This is a genomic window from Rhodococcus sp. NS-SX18 (assembly GCF_057367935.1).
The window spans coordinates 5190469-5207093 of sequence record NZ_CM170633.1 but is presented as its reverse complement, the minus strand read 5'-3'; the positions used below and the strand labels follow the sequence as shown (position 1 = coordinate 5207093).

Below are 16625 nucleotides of genomic sequence, written 5' to 3'. Positions count from 1 at the left end.
AGGCGCCGGGGCCACGGCCCGTCCCATCCCGTAGGAGTAACCGTGACCCCGTCCACCGCCCGCCACCGCATCCGGCTCGTGGGGGCAGGCATCGCCTCGTCCCTGTCGCCGGCCCTCCACGAGCGCGAGGCCGCCGCACTCGGCCTGACCGACTACCGCTACGAACTGCTCGACCTCGAGGCGGAGAACGTACCCGTCGAACGCACCGGGGACCTGGTGCGCTCCGCCGTCGCCGACGGCTGCACCGGGCTGAACATCACCCACCCGTGCAAGCAGGTCGTCCTGCCGGTCCTCGACGATCTGTCCGACAACGCCCGTCTGCTCGGCGCGGTCAACACCGTCGTCGTCCGGGCCGGGCGCCTGATCGGCCACAACACGGACCACAGCGGATTCCTCACGGCGCTGCGGCGCGGGTTGCCGGCCGCCGCGCTGGATGCGGTCGTGCTGGTCGGTGCGGGCGGCGCCGGCTCGGCCGTGGCGTACGCGCTCGCCGCCGCGGGTGTCGCGGACCTGCGGATCGCCGACGTCGACACCGTTCGCGCCGCGGACGTCTGCGCACGACTGTCGGCCGCTTTCCCCTCGACACGGGCCACGGCTCTGCCGGTGGAGGCGATCCCGGCCGCCCTTCGCACGTGCACCGGGGTGGTCAACGCCTCGCCGATCGGCATGGTCGGCCACTCGGGAACGCCGTTCGACGTCGCTGCCCTGCACCCCCGGCTGTGGGTCGCGGACATCGTCTACCGGCCGATCCGAACCGAACTGATTTCCGCCGCCGCGGTTCTCGGCTGTGACGTGCTCGACGGCGGACAGATGCTCGTCGCCCAGGCCGCCGACACGTTCGCGTTGCTCACCGGCATCGACCCCGACGCGGACCGCATGCGACGTCACCTCGACGAGCTGCTGTCGAACCAGGTCCTCGCCACGCACCAGGAGGCACGATGACCACCACCCCCGCGTTCGCGCGGCCCCTGGACATGGGTCCCGTCCGGTTGCGCAACCGCTTCGTGTCGGCGCCGATGGAACGCAACTACTGCGAACCCGACGGCTCGATGACCGACGCCTACATCGCCTATCTCGAACGACGTGCCGCCGGCGGTGCCGCGCTCGTCTTCACCGAGGCGAGCTATGTGCGGGCCGACGGCAAGGGCCGCATCCGGCAGATGGGGGTCGACGTCGACGACCGCATCCCCGGCATCGCCCGGCTCGCCGAGGCGGTGCACGCACACGGCGCGCTGCTCGGGGTCGAACTCAACCACGGTGGCCGCACCGCGCAGGGAGCGGTCAGCGGGTTCGTCCCGGTGGCCCCCACCCCAATTCCGTGCGCAGTGGTCGGCGGCGAGATGCCCGAGCAACTCGACGGCGACGACATCGAGCACATCGTCGAGTGTTTCGGTGAGGCCGCCGCGCGCTGCGCGGAGGCGGGCGTCGACGTGATCTCCCTGCACGGCGGCCACGGCTATCTCATCCACCAATTCCTCTCGCCCGCATACAACCACCGCGACGACGAGTGGGCCGACCCGGCACTGTTCCTCAACCGGGTCATCGATGCGGTCCGCACCATGGCACCGGGTATCGCTCTGGGACTGCGCTTCTCGGCGTTCGAGGCGGTCGACGGCGGGCTCGATGCGCAGACGACCCGCGAGCGTATCGACGCGGTCGACACGCACCGGCTGGACTTCCTCGACGTCTCGGCGGGCAACTACGAGTCGGGGCAGTGGATCATCCAGCCGGGGGAATGGCAGCGCGGTCTGCTCGCCCCCTACGCCGAACCGTATGCCCGCGACTTCGCCATCCCGGTGGGCGTCGCCGGCCGGATCAACACCCCCGAGACGGCGGAACACATCATCGCCTCCGGCCGCGCCGATTTCGTGAGCCTGGCCCGGACGCTGCACGCCGACCCGGACTTCCCGAACCGGGCGCTGGACGGGGGTCGTTACCGGCCCTGCATCGCCTGCAACTTCTGCATCGACAACCTTGCCGCAGGGCCGATTCCGTGTTCGGTCAACCCCTGGGTCGGCCGCGAGCTCGAGCAGCCGACGAAACCGGCCGGGACCCCGGTGCGGGTCGCCGTCGTGGGCGGCGGCCCGGCCGGTACGGCGGCAGCGCGCGAGCTCGCCCTGGCGGGCCACAGCGTCGACCTCTACGACGAGCGCGACACCCTGGGCGGCGACTTCGCGTTGGCCTCCCGGCTGCACGAGTACCCGGAGTACCACCGGATCGTCGACTGGTACCGCGACGAACTGGCCGACCTCGACGTCACCTGCCACACCGGCACTCGGGTCGACGCCGCGACCCTGGCGCCGCTCGGCTTCGACGCGGTGGTGCTCGCCACCGGCGGACGCGGACCCGCGATCGACATCCCCGGTGCCCACACCCGGTCGATCCGCGACGTGCGGGAGTTTCTCGCCTCCGGAGACCCTGCGCCCGAGGCGATCACGATCTTCGGTGCCGACCGGGAGGCCGCGGCCGTGGCCGACGATCTGCTCCGGCGCGGGACGACGGTCGTGCTGATCGGCCCCCAGGAGACGATCGCGCACGACGTCGGCCGCCGGACGAAGATCGTCCTGCTGCCCCGGCTCGCGGCGAGCCAACGTCTCACCACACACCTGTCGTCGATCGTCACCCGGATCGAACCCGAGCACGTGGTCGTCTCGACGAACGGGCGCGAACGCACCGTCGCCGCACCCGGTGAGCTGCTCGTCTCGCACGGCATCGAGCCGCGCACCGACCTGCTGGCCGATCTGCGCCGGCTCGAGCCCCGCCTCGGCGTGCACTGCGTCGGCGACGCGAGCGGCGACGGCGGATCGATCCAGGCCGCGCTCGTCACCGCCGCCGACGTCGCCGTCCGGATCACCGAGGCCGCCGATTCGCGCGTGGGAGCCGACGCATGAGCGCGGAGACCACCGCACCCGCGCCCGATTCCGTCCGCACCGCACTGCCGCGCCTGGGCCTGGGCACCTGGCCGCTCGTCGGGCCCGACGCCACCCGCGCCGTGCTCACCGGCATCGAGGCCGGCTACCGGCTGATCGACACGGCCGCGATCTACGGGAACGAGGACGCCGTCGGTGCCGCCCTCGCCACCTGCGGCGTGCCCCGTGAGGACCTGTTCGTCACCACGAAACTCCGCGGCAGCGACCATGTGTCCGGGGACGTCCGCGGCGCCGTGGAGCGCAGCCTCGAGCGCCTGGGCCTCGAGCGGCTCGACCTGTTCCTGATCCACTGGCCGCTGCCGCGGTTCGACCGGTATGCCGCGGCGTTCGAGGCCATGCTCGAGTGCCGCGACGCCGGGCTCGTGCGCTACGTGGGGGTGTCCAACTTCCTCGGTCACCACCTGCGCAGGGTGGTGGCCGAGACCGGGGAGGCGCCCGCCGTCAACCAGATCCAGATGGACCCGTTGCTGGCCCGGCTGCCCGTCCGCCGCGCGAACGACGAACTCGGCGTGTTCACGCAGTCGTGGAGCCCGCTCGGCCGCGGCGAGGTGCTCGCGGCCCCCGCCGTCGCCTCGATCGCGGACCGCATCGGCTGCACCCGTGCGCAGGTCGTGCTGGCCTGGCACCTCGCGCAGGGCGTCGTGCCGGTCGCGCGGTCGGCGAATCCGGCGCGCCAGGCCGAGAATCTGGCCGCCGTCGACGTGGCACTCACGGCAGCGGACGTCGCCGCGCTGAACCGGTTGGACCGCGGCGAAGCCGCAGCCCGGGACGTCGAACGAGAGGAGCACTTCTGATGGCCCTCCGCGCAGGCATCGTCGGATGCGGAAAGATCGCGGGCAACCACGCGCACGCGCTGCAGCAGGTGCCCGGCGTCGAGGTCGTCGCGTGCTGCGATCCCGACCTGGAGCGCGCCCGCGCCTTCGCCGCCCGGCACGGTATCGCTCACGCCGTCGGATCGGTGGACGAGCTGTTCGGGCTCGGCCTCGACGCCTGCACCGTGTGCACCCCGCACCCCGTGCACGAACAGATCGTCGTCGCCGCGGCCGAGGCCGGGATCCACGTGCTGTGCGAGAAGCCGATCGCGGTGGACGTGGCCGCGGCCGACCGGATGATCGCGGCCGCCGACCGCGCGGGCATCACCTTCGGGGTGTTGTTCCAGCGCCGATTCTGGCCCGCGGCCCGCCGCATCAAGGCGGCGATCGAGGACGGCCGTCTCGGCGTGCCCGTTCTCGGGGAGGTGTCGGTGCTCCTGCACCGCCCCTCCCGCTACTACTCGGCCGACGCGTGGCGCGGGCGGTGGGACACCGACGGCGGCGGCGTCCTGATGACGCAGGCCGTCCATCAGATCGACATGCTGCAGTGGTTCATGGGCGAGCCGGTCCGCGTCGGCGGGTTCGTCGGCACCCGTTTCCACGGCGAGCACATCGAAACCGAGGACACTGCTTCGGCCGTCGTCTCGTTCGCCTCCGGCGGCACCGCGACGATCACCGCCACCACCGGCGCCGGCCACAACCTCGGCAACCGCGTCACGGTGATCGGCGCAACCGGGGCGATCGCGAGCGTCCTCGAGTTCCCCGAGGGACGGGAGGGCGTCAACGAGCTGTGGACCGTGCCGGGCGAGGTGGAGCTGCGGTCTCCGTATTCGCCGGCTGTCGACGCCAACCTCGACGTCCGCGACATCAACGCCGGGCTCACCGACTTCCACACCCTGCAGGTCCAGGACTTCGCCGAGGCGGTGCTGACCGGTCGCCGGCCCGCGGTGACCGGTCGCGACGCCCGCGCCTCACTGGCCGTCGTCGCCGCGATCTACGAATCCTCCCGCACCGGCAGAGTCGTCGAACTCTCGCCCGCACCCACCCTCGTCCCGTCCGGCAAGGAGCCCCGATGAACCCCGCCACAGTGTCCGAATCCCTCACCTACGACGTCGTCGTCGTCGGGTCCGGTGCCGGCGGGCTGTCCGCGGCCGTGGCTGCCGCCCACGGGGGCGCCTCCGTGCTCGTCGTCGAGAAGGCGGACGTGTGCGGCGGCGCCACTGCCTGGTCGGGTGGATGGATGTGGACACCGCGGAACCTGTTCGCCCACGCCGACGGTGTGCACGAGGACCGCGCGCAGCCGCGCCGCTACCTCGAACACCGGCTCGGGGACGAGTTCGATGCCGCCAAGGTGGACGCGTTCCTCGACGGCGCCCCCGAGATGGTCGAGTTCTTCGAACGTCACACGGCGCTGCAGTTCGTCCCCGGTGCCGCCATCGCCGACATCCACGGTGACACGCCCGGCGCGGGCACGGGACACCGTTCCGTCGCGCCGAAGCCGGTGAGCCTGCGCCGGCTCGGATCCGACGTCGCCGCGCTGCTGCGACGGCAGCTGTACGAGACCTCGTTCCTCGGCATGGGCATCATGGCCGGCCCGGACCTGCAGGCCTTCCTGCACTCGACGCGCTCCGGCCGCGCGTTCGTGCACTGTGCACGACGGGTCTCGACCCACATGCTCGACCTCGCCACCGAGCGCCGCGGCCAGCAACTGGTCAATGGCACCGCACTCGTGGGCCGGCTGCTGCGCTCCGCCCTCGACGCCGGCGTCGACATCCGGGTCGCCACCGCCGCCACCGCACTCGTCACCGACCCGTCCGGGCGCGTCACCGGAGTCCGGATCGACGGTCCCAGCGGTGCCCGTACCGTGTCCGCCCGTCGCGGTGTCGTCCTCGCCACCGGCGGGTTCACCCACGACATCGACCGGCGACGAGAGCTGTTCCCGCGGACTCCGACCGGACGTGAACACTGGACGCTCACCCCGCCGACGACGACCGGCGACGGCATCTCACTGGGCGAATCCGTCGGCGGCCGCCTCGACCGCTCCCTCGCGTCACCGGTGGCGTACTGTCCCGTCTCCCTGGTCCGCTACCGCAACGGCAGGCAGGGGGTGTTCCCGCACATCCTGGACCGCGGAAAGCCCGGCGTCATCGGGGTGCTCGCCGACGGGCGCCGCTTCGTCAACGAGGCGCTCGGCTACCACGACTACACCCTGGCCATGATCGAGCAGGTGCCGGACGGCGAGGAGGTGTGCTCCTGGCTGATTGCCGACCAGCAGTACCTGCGGTACTTCCCGCTCGGCATGGCCAAGCCCTTCCCGATCCCCACCTGGCCCTACCTGCGATCCGGATACCTCTCGAAGGGGCGCACGATCCGCGACCTCGCGGAGAAGATCGGCGTCGACCCGGACGGGCTCGAGAAGACCGTCACCGCGTTCAACGAGAGCGCCCGAGTCGGGGAGGATCCCGAATTCGGCCGCGGCACCACACCGTTCAACGTCAAGTCCGGCGATGCGGACAACCCGTGGCCGAACCCGTCCCTCGCCCCGCTCGAACGCGGTCCCTTCTACGCCGTCAAGGTAGTCCCGGGCAGTTTCGGCACGTTCGCCGGCCTGGTCACCGACTCGTCGTCGCGGGTGCTGAACGGCGACGACCGGCCGATCGACGGGCTGTTCGCGGTCGGTGTCGACCAGTCCAGCGTGATGGGCGGCCACTACCCCTCCGGCGGAATCAATCTGGGCCCGGCGATGACCTTCGGGTATCTGACCGGACGCCGACTCGCCTCGACCACAGGAGCCACCCGATGAGCACCCCACTCGGCCTCGCCGCCCTCACCGTCCTCGACACACCGCCGCTGCAGCACGTCGACCTCGCCGAGCGGCACGGCTTCGACACGATCGGACTGCGTCTGCTGCCCGCAGCGCCCGGCACCACCGCCTATCCGCTGCACGAGGACGACGCCGCGCTGTCCGCGCTCGTCCGGCGGTTGAACGATTCTCCGGTCGAGGTGTTCGATCTCGAGATCATCCGGATCGGACCGGATTTCGACGCGACGGCGTACGTGCCGCTACTCGAGGCCGGGGCCCGGCTCGGGGCGAAGGCGGTGCTCGTCGGCGGCGACGACCGCGACCGCCGCCGTCTCACCGACTCGTACGCACGCCTAGCGGAACTGTGCGCCTCCTACGGCATCGTCGCGAGCCTCGAATTCATGCCGTGGACGGCGGTTCCCGACGCGAAGACCGCGGTGGAGATCGTCGGGCAGGCCGACGGCCCGGCCCGCAGCGTCCTCGTCGACGCGCTGCACGTCGCGCGTTCGGCCACGTCGCTCGAGGACCTGACCGCGATTCCGCGCGAGTGGCTGCACTATGCCCAGATGTGCGACGGCTCGGTTCCCGCCCCGCGTGACCACGCGGAGCTGATCCGGCACGCCCGCGAGGAACGCCTGGTGCCGGGGTCGGGGGGCATCGACCTGCCGGCGATCTGGTCCGCCCTCCCGGCGGGGCTGCCGGTGAGCATCGAGTTGCCGAACGAGCCGTTGCGCCGAGCGGTCGGCACGGACGTCTGGCTCGAGCAACTGATCACGGCGGCCAGGGCCGTACTGGGCCGGGTCCCGGCCGCCGCGACCGTCGAGTAGCTGAGCCGCACAGCAGAATTCGCTCGGAACATCGGAATCCGCCCACGCCGTGACGTGGGCGGATTCCGGTTCACCGTACGGATCCTGTGTGCGTGGGGTCAGAGACCGAGGTCCTTGGCGATGATCGTCTTCATGACCTCGCTGGTGCCGCCGTAGATGCGGCTGACGCGGGTGTCCGCGTAGAGCCGCGCGATCGGGTATTCGAGGACGTAGCCGTATCCGCCGTGCAGCTGCAGGCACTTGTCGATGATGCGGCCGGCGGCTTCGGTGCTGAACAGTTTGGCACGTGCCGCATCCGGCACGGTGAGCTCTCCGCGGTCGTGCAGCTCGAGGGCGTTGTCGACCATCAACTGCACGGCCTGCAACTCGGTGGAGCATTCGGCGAGCACGAACTTGGTGTTCTGGAACGCGGCGACCGGCTTGCCGAACACCTTGCGGTTCTTGGTGTATGCGAGTGCGTGCTGCAGGGCGGCGGCCGCGGTGGCGGATGCGCCGAATGCGATCGTCAGACGTTCCTGCGCGAGGTTGTGCGTCAGGTAGGAAAAGCCCTTGCCCTCCTCACCGAGCAGATCCTGCACCGGCACCCGGACGTCGGTGAACGACAGTTCCGCGGTGTCGGAGGTCTTGAGGCCGATCTTCTCGATCTTGCGGCCGACGGCGAACCCCTCGGTGGTGGTGTCGACGACGAGGATCGACAGCCCGGCCCGCCGGTTCTCCGGGTCGAACGGGGCCGTGCGGCACACCGTGAGGATGCGGTCGGCGAGCACACCGCCGGTGATGAACGTCTTCGCGCCGTTGACGACGTAGTGGCTGCCGTCCTCCGACAGCTTCGCCGTCGTCGAGATGTTCGCGAGGTCCGATCCCGTGCCGGGTTCGGTCATGGCGATCGCGAACATCAGATCGCCGGAACAGAATCCGGGCAGCCAGTGCTGCTTCTGCTCGTCCGTGCCGTACTCCATCAGGTACGGCAGGATCAGATTCGTGTGCACGGAGTAGGAGCCGAACGACGCGCCGGCTGCAGCGACCTCCTCGGCGACGACCGCGTTGAACTTGATCGACGACTCGCCACCACCGCCGTACTCCTCGGGTGCCTGGATACCGAGGATGCCGAGTTCGCCGAGGCGACGGTAGAAGTCACGCGGGGGATGGCCGTCGGCCTCCCACTCGTGTTGGACGGGGGCGACTTCCTTCGCGATGAAGTCGCGGACGGTCTTGCGGAACGCTTCGTGGTCTTCGTCGAACACCGTACGCTGCACGGTCGGTCTCCTCGGGTCTCGGATGAATCAGGACTACAGCTGAATCGGGACTACAACGCGTATTCGCGCAGCACGCCCTTGCTGATGATCGTCTTCTGGATCTCGCTGGTGCCCTCGCCGATGAGCAGGAACGGTGCCTCGCGCATGAGCCGTTCGATCTCGTACTCCTTGGAGTAGCCGTAGCCGCCGTGGATGCGGAAGCTGGCCTGGGTGACCTCCGAGCAGTACTCGCTGGTGAGATATTTCGCCATGCCCGCGGCGACGTCGTTGCGCTCGCCGGAGTCCTTGAGCCGCGCGGCGTTGACCATCATCAGGTGGGCGGCCTCGACCTTGGTGGCCATCTCGGCGAGGGAGAACGAGATCGCCTGGTGCTGGGCGATGGGCTTGCCGAAGGTGGTGCGCTGCTGGGCGTAGCGGGCGGCGAGCTCGAACGCGCGGATCGCGACGCCGCAGGCGCGGGCGGAGACGTTGACGCGGCCGACCTCGACGCCGTCCATCATCTGGTAGAACCCCTTGCCCGGGGCGCCGCCGAGGACGTCGGTGGCCTTCGCACGGTAGTTGTCGAAGATCAGCTCGGTGGTGTCGATCCCCTTGTAGCCCATCTTGTCGATCTTGCCCGGGATGGTGACGCCTGGGACGACCTCGCCGAAACCGGCGGGCTTCTCGACGAGGAAGGTGGTGAGGTTCTCGTGCGGCTTGGCGGCGCCTTCCTCGGTGCGCACCAGGGCGGCGACGAGGGTGGAGCTGCCGCCGTTGGTCAGCCACATCTTCTGGCCGTTGATCACGTAGTCGCCGTCGGCGTCGCGCTTGGCCTTGGTGCGGATCGCGGCGACGTCCGAGCCCAGTTCCGGTTCGGACATCGAGAACGCGCCGCGGGTCTCGCCGGTGGCCATCTTCGGCAGGTAGTAGCTCTTCTGCTCGACGGTGCCGTGCTGACGCAGCATGTAGGCGACGATGAAATGGGTGTTGATCACCCCGGACACGCTCATCCAGCCGCGGGCGAGTTCCTCGACGCACAGCGCGTAGGTGAGCAGGGATTCGCCGAGTCCGCCGTACTCCTCGGGGATCATCAGCCCGAACAGGCCCATCTCCCGCATCGCATCGACGATGTCCTGCGGGTAGGTGTCCGAGTGTTCGAGTTCCTGGGCGTTCGGGATGATCTCGCGGTCGACGAACTGCCGGACGGTGGCGAGGATCTCGGTCTGGAACTCGGTCAGGCCGAGGGTCTGGGCGAGGCGGGTCATACGGCGAGGTCCTTCTCGAGGGCGGGGAGGGTTCCGGCGGGCACCCGGATGGTCCCGTCGGTGGCGAGGCGATCGATCTCCTGGGGCGTCAGACCCAGGTGCTCGGCGAGAACGGCGGCGGTGTCGTCGCCGTTGGCGGGCGCCGGACGGGGTGCGGGGTGGTGGCCGTCGAACGACATCGGCAGGCTGGGGGCCAGGTGCCCGCCGACACGGGGCTGGTCGACGTACTGGAACATCGGGTTGGCGGTCACGCGAGGGTCTTTCGCGATCTCGGCGAAGGTGCGGTACCGCTCGTGCAGGATCGAGGTGCCCGCGAGGGCGGCCTCGACCTCGGCCGCGGTGTGCTCGCGGAACCACACGGCGAACAGTGCGTCGAGCACCTCGCGGTGCCGGTAGCGGTCGCCCTCGTCGCGGAAGTCGGCGCCCAGGGCGGATTCGAGCGCGCCCACGGCGACAGTCGTGCCGGTCAGCTCGGTCAGGTCCCGGAAGTGTCGCGGGGTCAGCGCGACGACCATGAAGGCCACGCCGTCGCAGGTGGTGAAGTCGCGCCCGTAGGTGCCGTAGACCGAGTTGCCGATCCGGTCGCGCTCGGGCCCGCCGAGCTGGGCCTCGGCGAGATAGCCGAGGTTGCCGGCGGTGGCGAGGGCGACGTCCTCGAGCGGCAGCACGATCTTCGCGCCGGCGCCGGTGACCTCGCGGCGGTGCACCGCGGACGCCACCGACAGTGCGGCGTAGAGACCGCAGGCGAGGTCCCACGCCGGCAGCAGATGATTGACCGGACCGGCGTGCCCGACCGGACCGGTCGCGAGCGGGAAGCCCGCGGCGGCGTTGACGGTGTAGTCGACGCCGGAGCCGCCGTCGGCCCGGCCGAGGACCTGCACGTGGATCAGGTCGGGACGGATCGCGGCGAGGCTGTCGTAGTCCAGCCAGTCCCGCCCGGCGGCGTTGGTGACGAGCACCCCGGCGTCGGTGATCAGATCCCGGATCAGAGTGTGCGCCTGGGGATCCCGGAAATCGGCGGCGAACGAACGCTTGCCCTTGTTCAGGCCCGCCCAGTAGATCGATTCGCCGTCGTCGGTGACCGGCCACCGGTGGTAGTCCGCGGCCCCGCCGATCGGGTCGACGCGCACGACCTCGGCGCCGAGCTGCGCCAGCGTCATGCCGCACAGGGGAGCCGCGATGAAACTCGAGACCTCGACGACCCGTACCCCGGCCAGGGGCGCGGTGGACGAGGGGAGCCCGTCGATGGAAGCAGTGGGGTTCATGTCGCCTGTCCTCATCCGCCCGGACGTCGGAGCCCGGAACGCGCCGACGAAGTTGTACGGCCAAATATGCAGCACCATCGGAACGTAGGACCAACACCGTTCGGCTATAGGTCGGTTAGCGGCCGTCAATGGCCCTGTTCGAACCGCTGGAAGTCCATAGGCAGCGGCAATCGGTCGATTCACCGACGGGACATTGCTTCAGTGACCTACACCACGTTGAATGGATCCCGAGCGCCTGATCGGTGCACATCTCTCGATCGACGACGCACCGTCCGATCGACACATCCCTTCGAGCCATTAAGGGGACACTCCGGTGACCACTGGCGAAATCTCGCACGACGCAGCGCACGGCGCCCCGCCGAAGGGGGCTACCTCACTCGTCAGCGGCAAGCAGGCGTGGGGCATGACCGGCCTCGTGATCTTCCTGTACGTCGTCAACTATGCCGACAAGGCTGTGCTGGGCATCATCGCGCAGCCGCTCGCTCGCGAGCTGGGACTGTCCTCCTCCCAGATCGGTCTGGTCGGCTCCCTGTTCTTCGTGACCTTCACCCTCGGCGGTTTCCTCGCCGGCCCCCTGAACAAGTACCTCACCCTGCGGTGGGCGCTGCTGGCACTGGGCGCCGCCTGGTCGGTGGTCATGCTGCCGCTGGTCGTCTCGGCGAGCCTGGTGATGCTGATCGTCACCCGCATGCTGCTCGGCCTGGCCGAGGGCCCCAGCTCCGCCCTCATGCACACCGCCGCGTACTCCTGGCATCCCCCGGCCAAGCGCGGTCTGCCCGGCGCGTTCCTCGCCGGCTCGGCGTCGGTCGCGAAGATCGCTCTCGCCCCGATCCTCGCCTACATCACCGTCCAGTGGGGCTGGCGCGCCGCCCTGATCACCCTGTCGATCCTCGGTGCCGTGTGGATGGCGTCGTGGCTGACCGGCTGGAAGGAAGGCCCGTTCACCGCGACGGCCGTGAAGAAGGGGACCGGCGCCGCCTCCACCGAGCCGTCGGTGCCGTGGAAGAAGATCTTCCTCACCCGCACGTTCCTCAGCTGCGTCGTCCTGATCATGGTCGTCTACGCGCTCACCACCGTCGTGCTGACCTGGCTGCCCTCCTACTTCGAGGTGGGGCTCGGCTACAGCGCCCTGCAGGCCGGTTCGATGTTCGCCCTGCCGTCGATCGTCGGCCTGTTCCTGATGGTCACGTCCGGCTCGGTCACCGACCGGCTCGCCCAGCGCGGCTACCGCTCCCGCGTCGTGCGGATCATCGTCCCGGGCATCGGCGTCCTGATCTGCGGCTCCGTCCTGGTGTTCCTGCCCAGCATCGGCACCCCGGGCCTGGCGGTCGCGGCCGTGTCCATCGGCTACGGCTTCGGTGCGATCGTCTTCCCCCTGATCAACGCCGCGATCTCGGAGCTGTGCCCGCCGCAGCAGACCGCCGGCACGATGGGCGTGTTCCTCGCGCTCATGGCCGTCGGCGGCCTGGTCGCCCCCTACGGCACCGGTGTACTCGTCGACAACGCCGCCACCGCGGCCGAGGGCTACGCCACCGCCTTCCAGGTCATCGGTGCGCTGGGCATCGTCGCGGCGATCCTCGTCCTGATCTTCGCGAACCCGGAACGCGACCGCGCCATCATCCGGTCGGAGGCCACCGCGAAGGCATAGCTTCCGCCTAACGGAGCCATCCACCGAATGTCCTTTCCCCACCGGCCGGGTGCGTGATCGACTCGATATCGAGGGCCACCACCCGGCCGGTCGTCGTCTCCCGTTACTGCAAAGGATCCACCCATGCGCGATGCCGTGATCGTCGATGCCGTCCGCACCCCGATCGGACGCCGGGGCGGCGCCCTGTCCGAGATCCACCCCGTCAACCTGTCGGCGCATGTGCTGACGGCGCTGGCCGAGCGGGTCGGTTTCGATCCGGGCACCGTCGACGACGTGATCTTCGGTTGCGTCAGCCAGGTCGGCGAGCAGGCCGGCATCGTCTCCCGCTCGGCGGTGCTCGCCGCCGGCTGGCCCGTGACGGTTCCGGCCACCACGCTGACCCGGGCCTGCGGTTCGAGCCAGCAGGCGGTCTCGTTCGCCGCCGCCACCGTCCTGTCCGGTCAGAACGACGTGGTGATCGCCGGCGGCGTCGAGGTGATGAGCCGGGTGCCGATGGGCACGGCCGCGAAGAACGGCGAGCACTTCCCGAAGGAGGTGCTCGACCGGTTCGGCGTCGACGGCTTCAGCCAGGGCGTGGGCGCCGAGATGATGGCCGAGAAGTGGGGCCTGTCCCGCACCGTCCTCGACGAGTTCTCGCTGCGTTCGCACGAGCGCTCCGCCGCCGCGACCGACGCCGGAGCCTTCACCGGGCAGCTCGCGCCGATCGCCGGGCTGACCGCGGACGAAGGAATCCGCCGCGGCGGCAGTGTCGAATCGCTCGCCAAGCTCAAGACGGTCTTCAAGGAGGACGGCGTGATCCATGCCGGCAACTCCTCGCAGATCTCCGACGGCGCGGGAGCTCTGCTCGTCACCACCAGCGAGTACGCGGCCGCCCAGGGGTGGACGCCGATGGCGCGCATCCACACCGCCGTCGTCGCCGCCGACGACCCGGTCATCATGCTCACCGGACCCATCCCCGCGACCCAGAAGGCGCTCGACCGCTCGGGCCTGTCGCTCGACGACATCGGTGCCTTCGAGATCAACGAGGCGTTCGCACCGGTTCCGCTCGCGTGGCAGGCCGAGACCGGCGTCGACGACGCGCGCCTGAACCCCGTCGGCGGCGCCATCGCCGTGGGACACCCGCTCGGCGGATCCGGCGCGGTCCTCATGACTCGACTGGCACATCACATGCGCGACAACGGTATCCGGTACGGACTGCAGTCGATGTGCGAGGCCGGCGGCATGGCCAACGCCACCATTCTCGAACTGCTCTGACACGCACTTCACGCAAAGGAACGAAAGATATGGAACTGAAGGGTCTTTCCGTCGCGATCACCGGCGGCGCCTCCGGTCTCGGCCTGGCCACCGCTCGTCGCGTCCTCGACGCCGGCGGCGCCGTCACCCTCATCGACCTGCCCGGCTCGCCGGGGGCCGACGTCGCGAGCTCCCTCGGTGACGGCGCGACGTTCGCCGCGGCCGACGTCACCGACGCCGAGCAGTTCGCCGCCGCCCTGGACGTCGCGCACGAGCGCGGCGGTCTGCGCGGGCTCGTGCACTGCGCCGGCGCCGGCCGCAGGATGCGGATCCTCGAGAAGGACGGCAAGGCCGGTTCGCTCGAGGACTTCGAGTTCGTGATCCGCCTCAATCTCATCGGGTCGTTCAACGCGCTGCGCCTCGGCGCCGAGCGCATGGCCGCGCTCGAACCGGTCGACGGCGAGCGCGGTGCCATCGTCATGACCGCCTCCGTCGCGGCGTTCGAGGGCCAGATCGGCCAGATCAACTACTCGGCGTCCAAGGCCGGCATCGTCGGCATGACCGTCGTCGCTGCCCGCGACCTGGCGAGCAAGAACATCCGGGTCAACACGATCGCGCCGGGCATCATGGACACCCCGCTGCTCGCCCGCCTGCGCGACGACGTGCGGGCCTCGCTCGAGAAGACCGTGCCGAATCCGGCGCGCCTGGGCCGCCCGGACGAGTTCGGCCGGCTGGCCACCAACATCCTCGAGAACGGCTACCTCAACGGTGAGACCATCCGACTCGACGGTGCCATCCGCATGGCCCCGCGCTGAGGTGGCGACGATGAGCACCGACGTGCCCGCCCTGTCCCTGACCTACCCGGACGTGACGATGGGTGTGTGGGCGCCGAGCATGGCTGCCCTGTACGGCGACCGCCCCGCCGTCGTCGACGGCGAGCGGACGTGCACGTACCGCGAGCTCGACGAGCGGTCCGCGCAGTTCGCCTCCGCGCTGACGGCGGCCGGTGTGGCTCCGCGCGACGTGGTGCTGATGCACGTGGGCAACTGCATCGAGTTCCTCGTCGCCTACTACGGCGCGCTACGCACCGGGGCCACCGTGACGCTGGTCAATCCGCTGCAACCGGAACCGGGTCTGCGCAAGCAGATCGAGGAGACCGGCGCCGTCGCGGCCGTCACCCAGACGCAGCAGTTGGGAGTGCTGCTCGGCGCCGCCGCGGGCACCACGGTCGCGACGATCGTGGTGGCATCCGACGACCCGGTGTCCGCACCGCCCACGTCCGCGGCCGTGGTGCGGTTCGACGACTTCCTCTCCGGACAGCCCACCGCGTTCACACCGGCACACGTCGCCGGAACGGACGTCGCGCATCTGGCCTACACGGGCGGCACCACCGGCATCTCCAAGGGTGTGCGGGTGCTGCACCGCAACGTGGTCGCCAACGTGACCCAGATGTGCGGGTGGCGGGCCGCCCACCAGGTCGTCACCACCGGTGACGGGCTGGTCGCGCTGCGCCCGATCGAGGGGCTCGACGTGCACGGGGTGATCCCCGGGGAGGGCGCCACCGTCGTCGTGTCCCCGCTGTTCCACGCCCACGCGCTGCTCAACACGTCGTTCCTGCTGCTGTGCGGCCTCACCCAGGTGCTCGCGGGCCGATTCGACCCCGCGCGCATGCTCGAGCTCGTCGAGCGGCACCGCGTCAGCTACATCACCGGCAGCCCGGCCATGTGGCATGCACTGGCCACCCACCCGGACGTCGCACGCCGTGACACCACGTCGGTGCGGGTCGTGTCGTCGGGTGCGGCGCCGATCGATCACGTCACGCTCGAGGCGCTGGAGGTGGCGTTCCCGAACGCCCGTGTGGCCGAGGGGTACGGCCTGACCGAGGGCACGTGCGTGGTCACCGCCATGCCGCTGGTCGTCGGGTCGGCCTACCGTCTCGGCAGTGTGGGCCTGCCCCTCTTCGACACCGAGCTCGAGATCCGGGCACAGGGCGATCCGAGCGTCGTCCTCGGTGACGGCGAGCGCGGCGAGCTGTGGATCCGGGGGCCGCAGGTGACCGACGGCTATCTCGGCCATCCGGAGATCACGGCCCAGCAGTACGTGGACGGCTGGCTCGACACCGGCGACATCGCCTACCGCGACGCCGACGGCTACGTCTACATCTGCGATCGCGCCAAGGACATGCTGATCTACAAGGGCTACAACGTGTATCCGCGTGAGCTCGAGGAGATTCTGGTGTCCCATCCGGCGGTGTCGACGGCCGCGGTGGTCGGCCGGGAGGTCGGAAGCGTCGGCCAGGAACCGGTCGCCTTCGTGGTGCCGCTGCCGGGAACCGATCCCGACCCGGCCGAGCTGATGGCGTTCGTCGCCGAGCAGGTCCTGCCCTACAAGAAGATTCGCGAGATCGTCCTCGTGGACGCCCTGCCCACCTCCGCGGCAGGCAAGGTCCTCAAGACGGACCTGCGGACGCGCCTCGAGCAGTCCGCAGCCACGCACTGAACCACCATCGCCGTGCGTGTTTTCGGTAGTACCGACTACCGGAAACACGCACGGCGTGGTCGTGCTGCCCGTGCGTAGTTCTGGTAGTCCTGGCTACCAGAACCACGC

At 70.2% G+C, this 16625-nt stretch carries 13 protein-coding genes; 10 read left to right on the top strand and 3 right to left on the bottom strand.

Annotated elements, in window-relative coordinates; all coding sequences use genetic code 11:
- Positions 1-42 precede the first annotated feature (42 nt).
- The 6 genes from AC2IPW_RS23920 to AC2IPW_RS23895 are packed head-to-tail and all read left to right on the top strand — an operon-like array spanning position 43 to position 7372.
- The gene (locus tag AC2IPW_RS23920) at positions 43-942 is read left to right on the top strand and encodes a shikimate dehydrogenase (RefSeq protein WP_486375850.1); all 900 of its coding nucleotides are present in this window, start codon (positions 43-45) and stop codon (positions 940-942) included.
- Positions 939-2891 (top strand): oxidoreductase, encoded by a 1953-nt coding sequence (locus AC2IPW_RS23915; RefSeq protein ID WP_486375849.1) that lies wholly within the window; start codon positions 939-941, stop codon positions 2889-2891. Before AC2IPW_RS23920 ends, AC2IPW_RS23915 begins: the two co-directional genes overlap by 4 nt.
- Entirely contained in the window at positions 2888-3724 is an 837-nt protein-coding gene (locus tag AC2IPW_RS23910; RefSeq protein WP_486375848.1) for an aldo/keto reductase, read from the top strand. Before AC2IPW_RS23915 ends, AC2IPW_RS23910 begins: the two co-directional genes overlap by 4 nt.
- Positions 3724-4818: a Gfo/Idh/MocA family protein gene (locus tag AC2IPW_RS23905; protein ID WP_119700166.1), complete on the top strand. Its 1095-nt coding sequence runs from the start codon at positions 3724-3726 to the stop codon at positions 4816-4818. The genes AC2IPW_RS23910 and AC2IPW_RS23905 overlap by 1 nt, the downstream gene beginning before the upstream one ends.
- Positions 4815-6545, top strand: coding sequence for an FAD-dependent oxidoreductase (locus AC2IPW_RS23900; protein WP_450119691.1), 1731 nt, complete (start codon positions 4815-4817; stop codon positions 6543-6545). Before AC2IPW_RS23905 ends, AC2IPW_RS23900 begins: the two co-directional genes overlap by 4 nt.
- Positions 6542-7372: a sugar phosphate isomerase/epimerase family protein gene (locus AC2IPW_RS23895; protein ID WP_486375847.1), complete on the top strand. Its 831-nt coding sequence runs from the start codon at positions 6542-6544 to the stop codon at positions 7370-7372. Before AC2IPW_RS23900 ends, AC2IPW_RS23895 begins: the two co-directional genes overlap by 4 nt.
- A gap of 98 nt (positions 7373-7470) precedes the next feature.
- On the opposite strand, the gene AC2IPW_RS23890 is transcribed toward AC2IPW_RS23895, so the two are convergent.
- From AC2IPW_RS23890 to AC2IPW_RS23880, 3 genes are read right to left on the bottom strand one after another with little or no spacing between them, the layout of a single operon-like run.
- Positions 7471-8628, bottom strand: coding sequence for an acyl-CoA dehydrogenase family protein (locus tag AC2IPW_RS23890; protein WP_486375846.1), 1158 nt, complete (start codon positions 8626-8628; stop codon positions 7471-7473).
- Positions 8629-8678: 50 nt separating this feature from the next.
- A complete protein-coding gene (locus AC2IPW_RS23885; RefSeq protein ID WP_486375845.1) occupies positions 8679-9872 on the bottom strand; it encodes an acyl-CoA dehydrogenase family protein in 1194 nt (397 codons plus the stop codon).
- The gene (locus AC2IPW_RS23880) at positions 9869-11137 is read right to left on the bottom strand and encodes a CoA transferase (RefSeq protein ID WP_289377997.1); all 1269 of its coding nucleotides are present in this window, start codon (positions 11135-11137) and stop codon (positions 9869-9871) included. The genes AC2IPW_RS23885 and AC2IPW_RS23880 overlap by 4 nt, the downstream gene beginning before the upstream one ends.
- A 313-nt stretch (positions 11138-11450) precedes the next feature.
- Here AC2IPW_RS23880 and AC2IPW_RS23875 point away from each other — a divergent pair, with 313 nt between their 5' ends.
- From AC2IPW_RS23875 to AC2IPW_RS23860, 4 genes are all read left to right on the top strand, one after another.
- Entirely contained in the window at positions 11451-12785 is a 1335-nt protein-coding gene (locus AC2IPW_RS23875) for an MFS transporter (RefSeq protein WP_054373525.1), read from the top strand.
- Positions 12786-12908: 123 nt separating this feature from the next.
- Complete coding sequence (locus AC2IPW_RS23870) at positions 12909-14039, top strand: thiolase family protein (RefSeq protein ID WP_003938571.1); 1131 nt, start codon at positions 12909-12911, stop codon at positions 14037-14039.
- Positions 14040-14068: 29 nt separating this feature from the next.
- The gene (locus tag AC2IPW_RS23865) at positions 14069-14833 is read left to right on the top strand and encodes an SDR family NAD(P)-dependent oxidoreductase (RefSeq protein ID WP_003938572.1); all 765 of its coding nucleotides are present in this window, start codon (positions 14069-14071) and stop codon (positions 14831-14833) included.
- A 10-nt stretch (positions 14834-14843) separates the two neighbouring features.
- Positions 14844-16517 (top strand): class I adenylate-forming enzyme family protein, encoded by a 1674-nt coding sequence (locus AC2IPW_RS23860; protein ID WP_450119687.1) that lies wholly within the window; start codon positions 14844-14846, stop codon positions 16515-16517.
- Positions 16518-16625 lie beyond the last annotated feature (108 nt).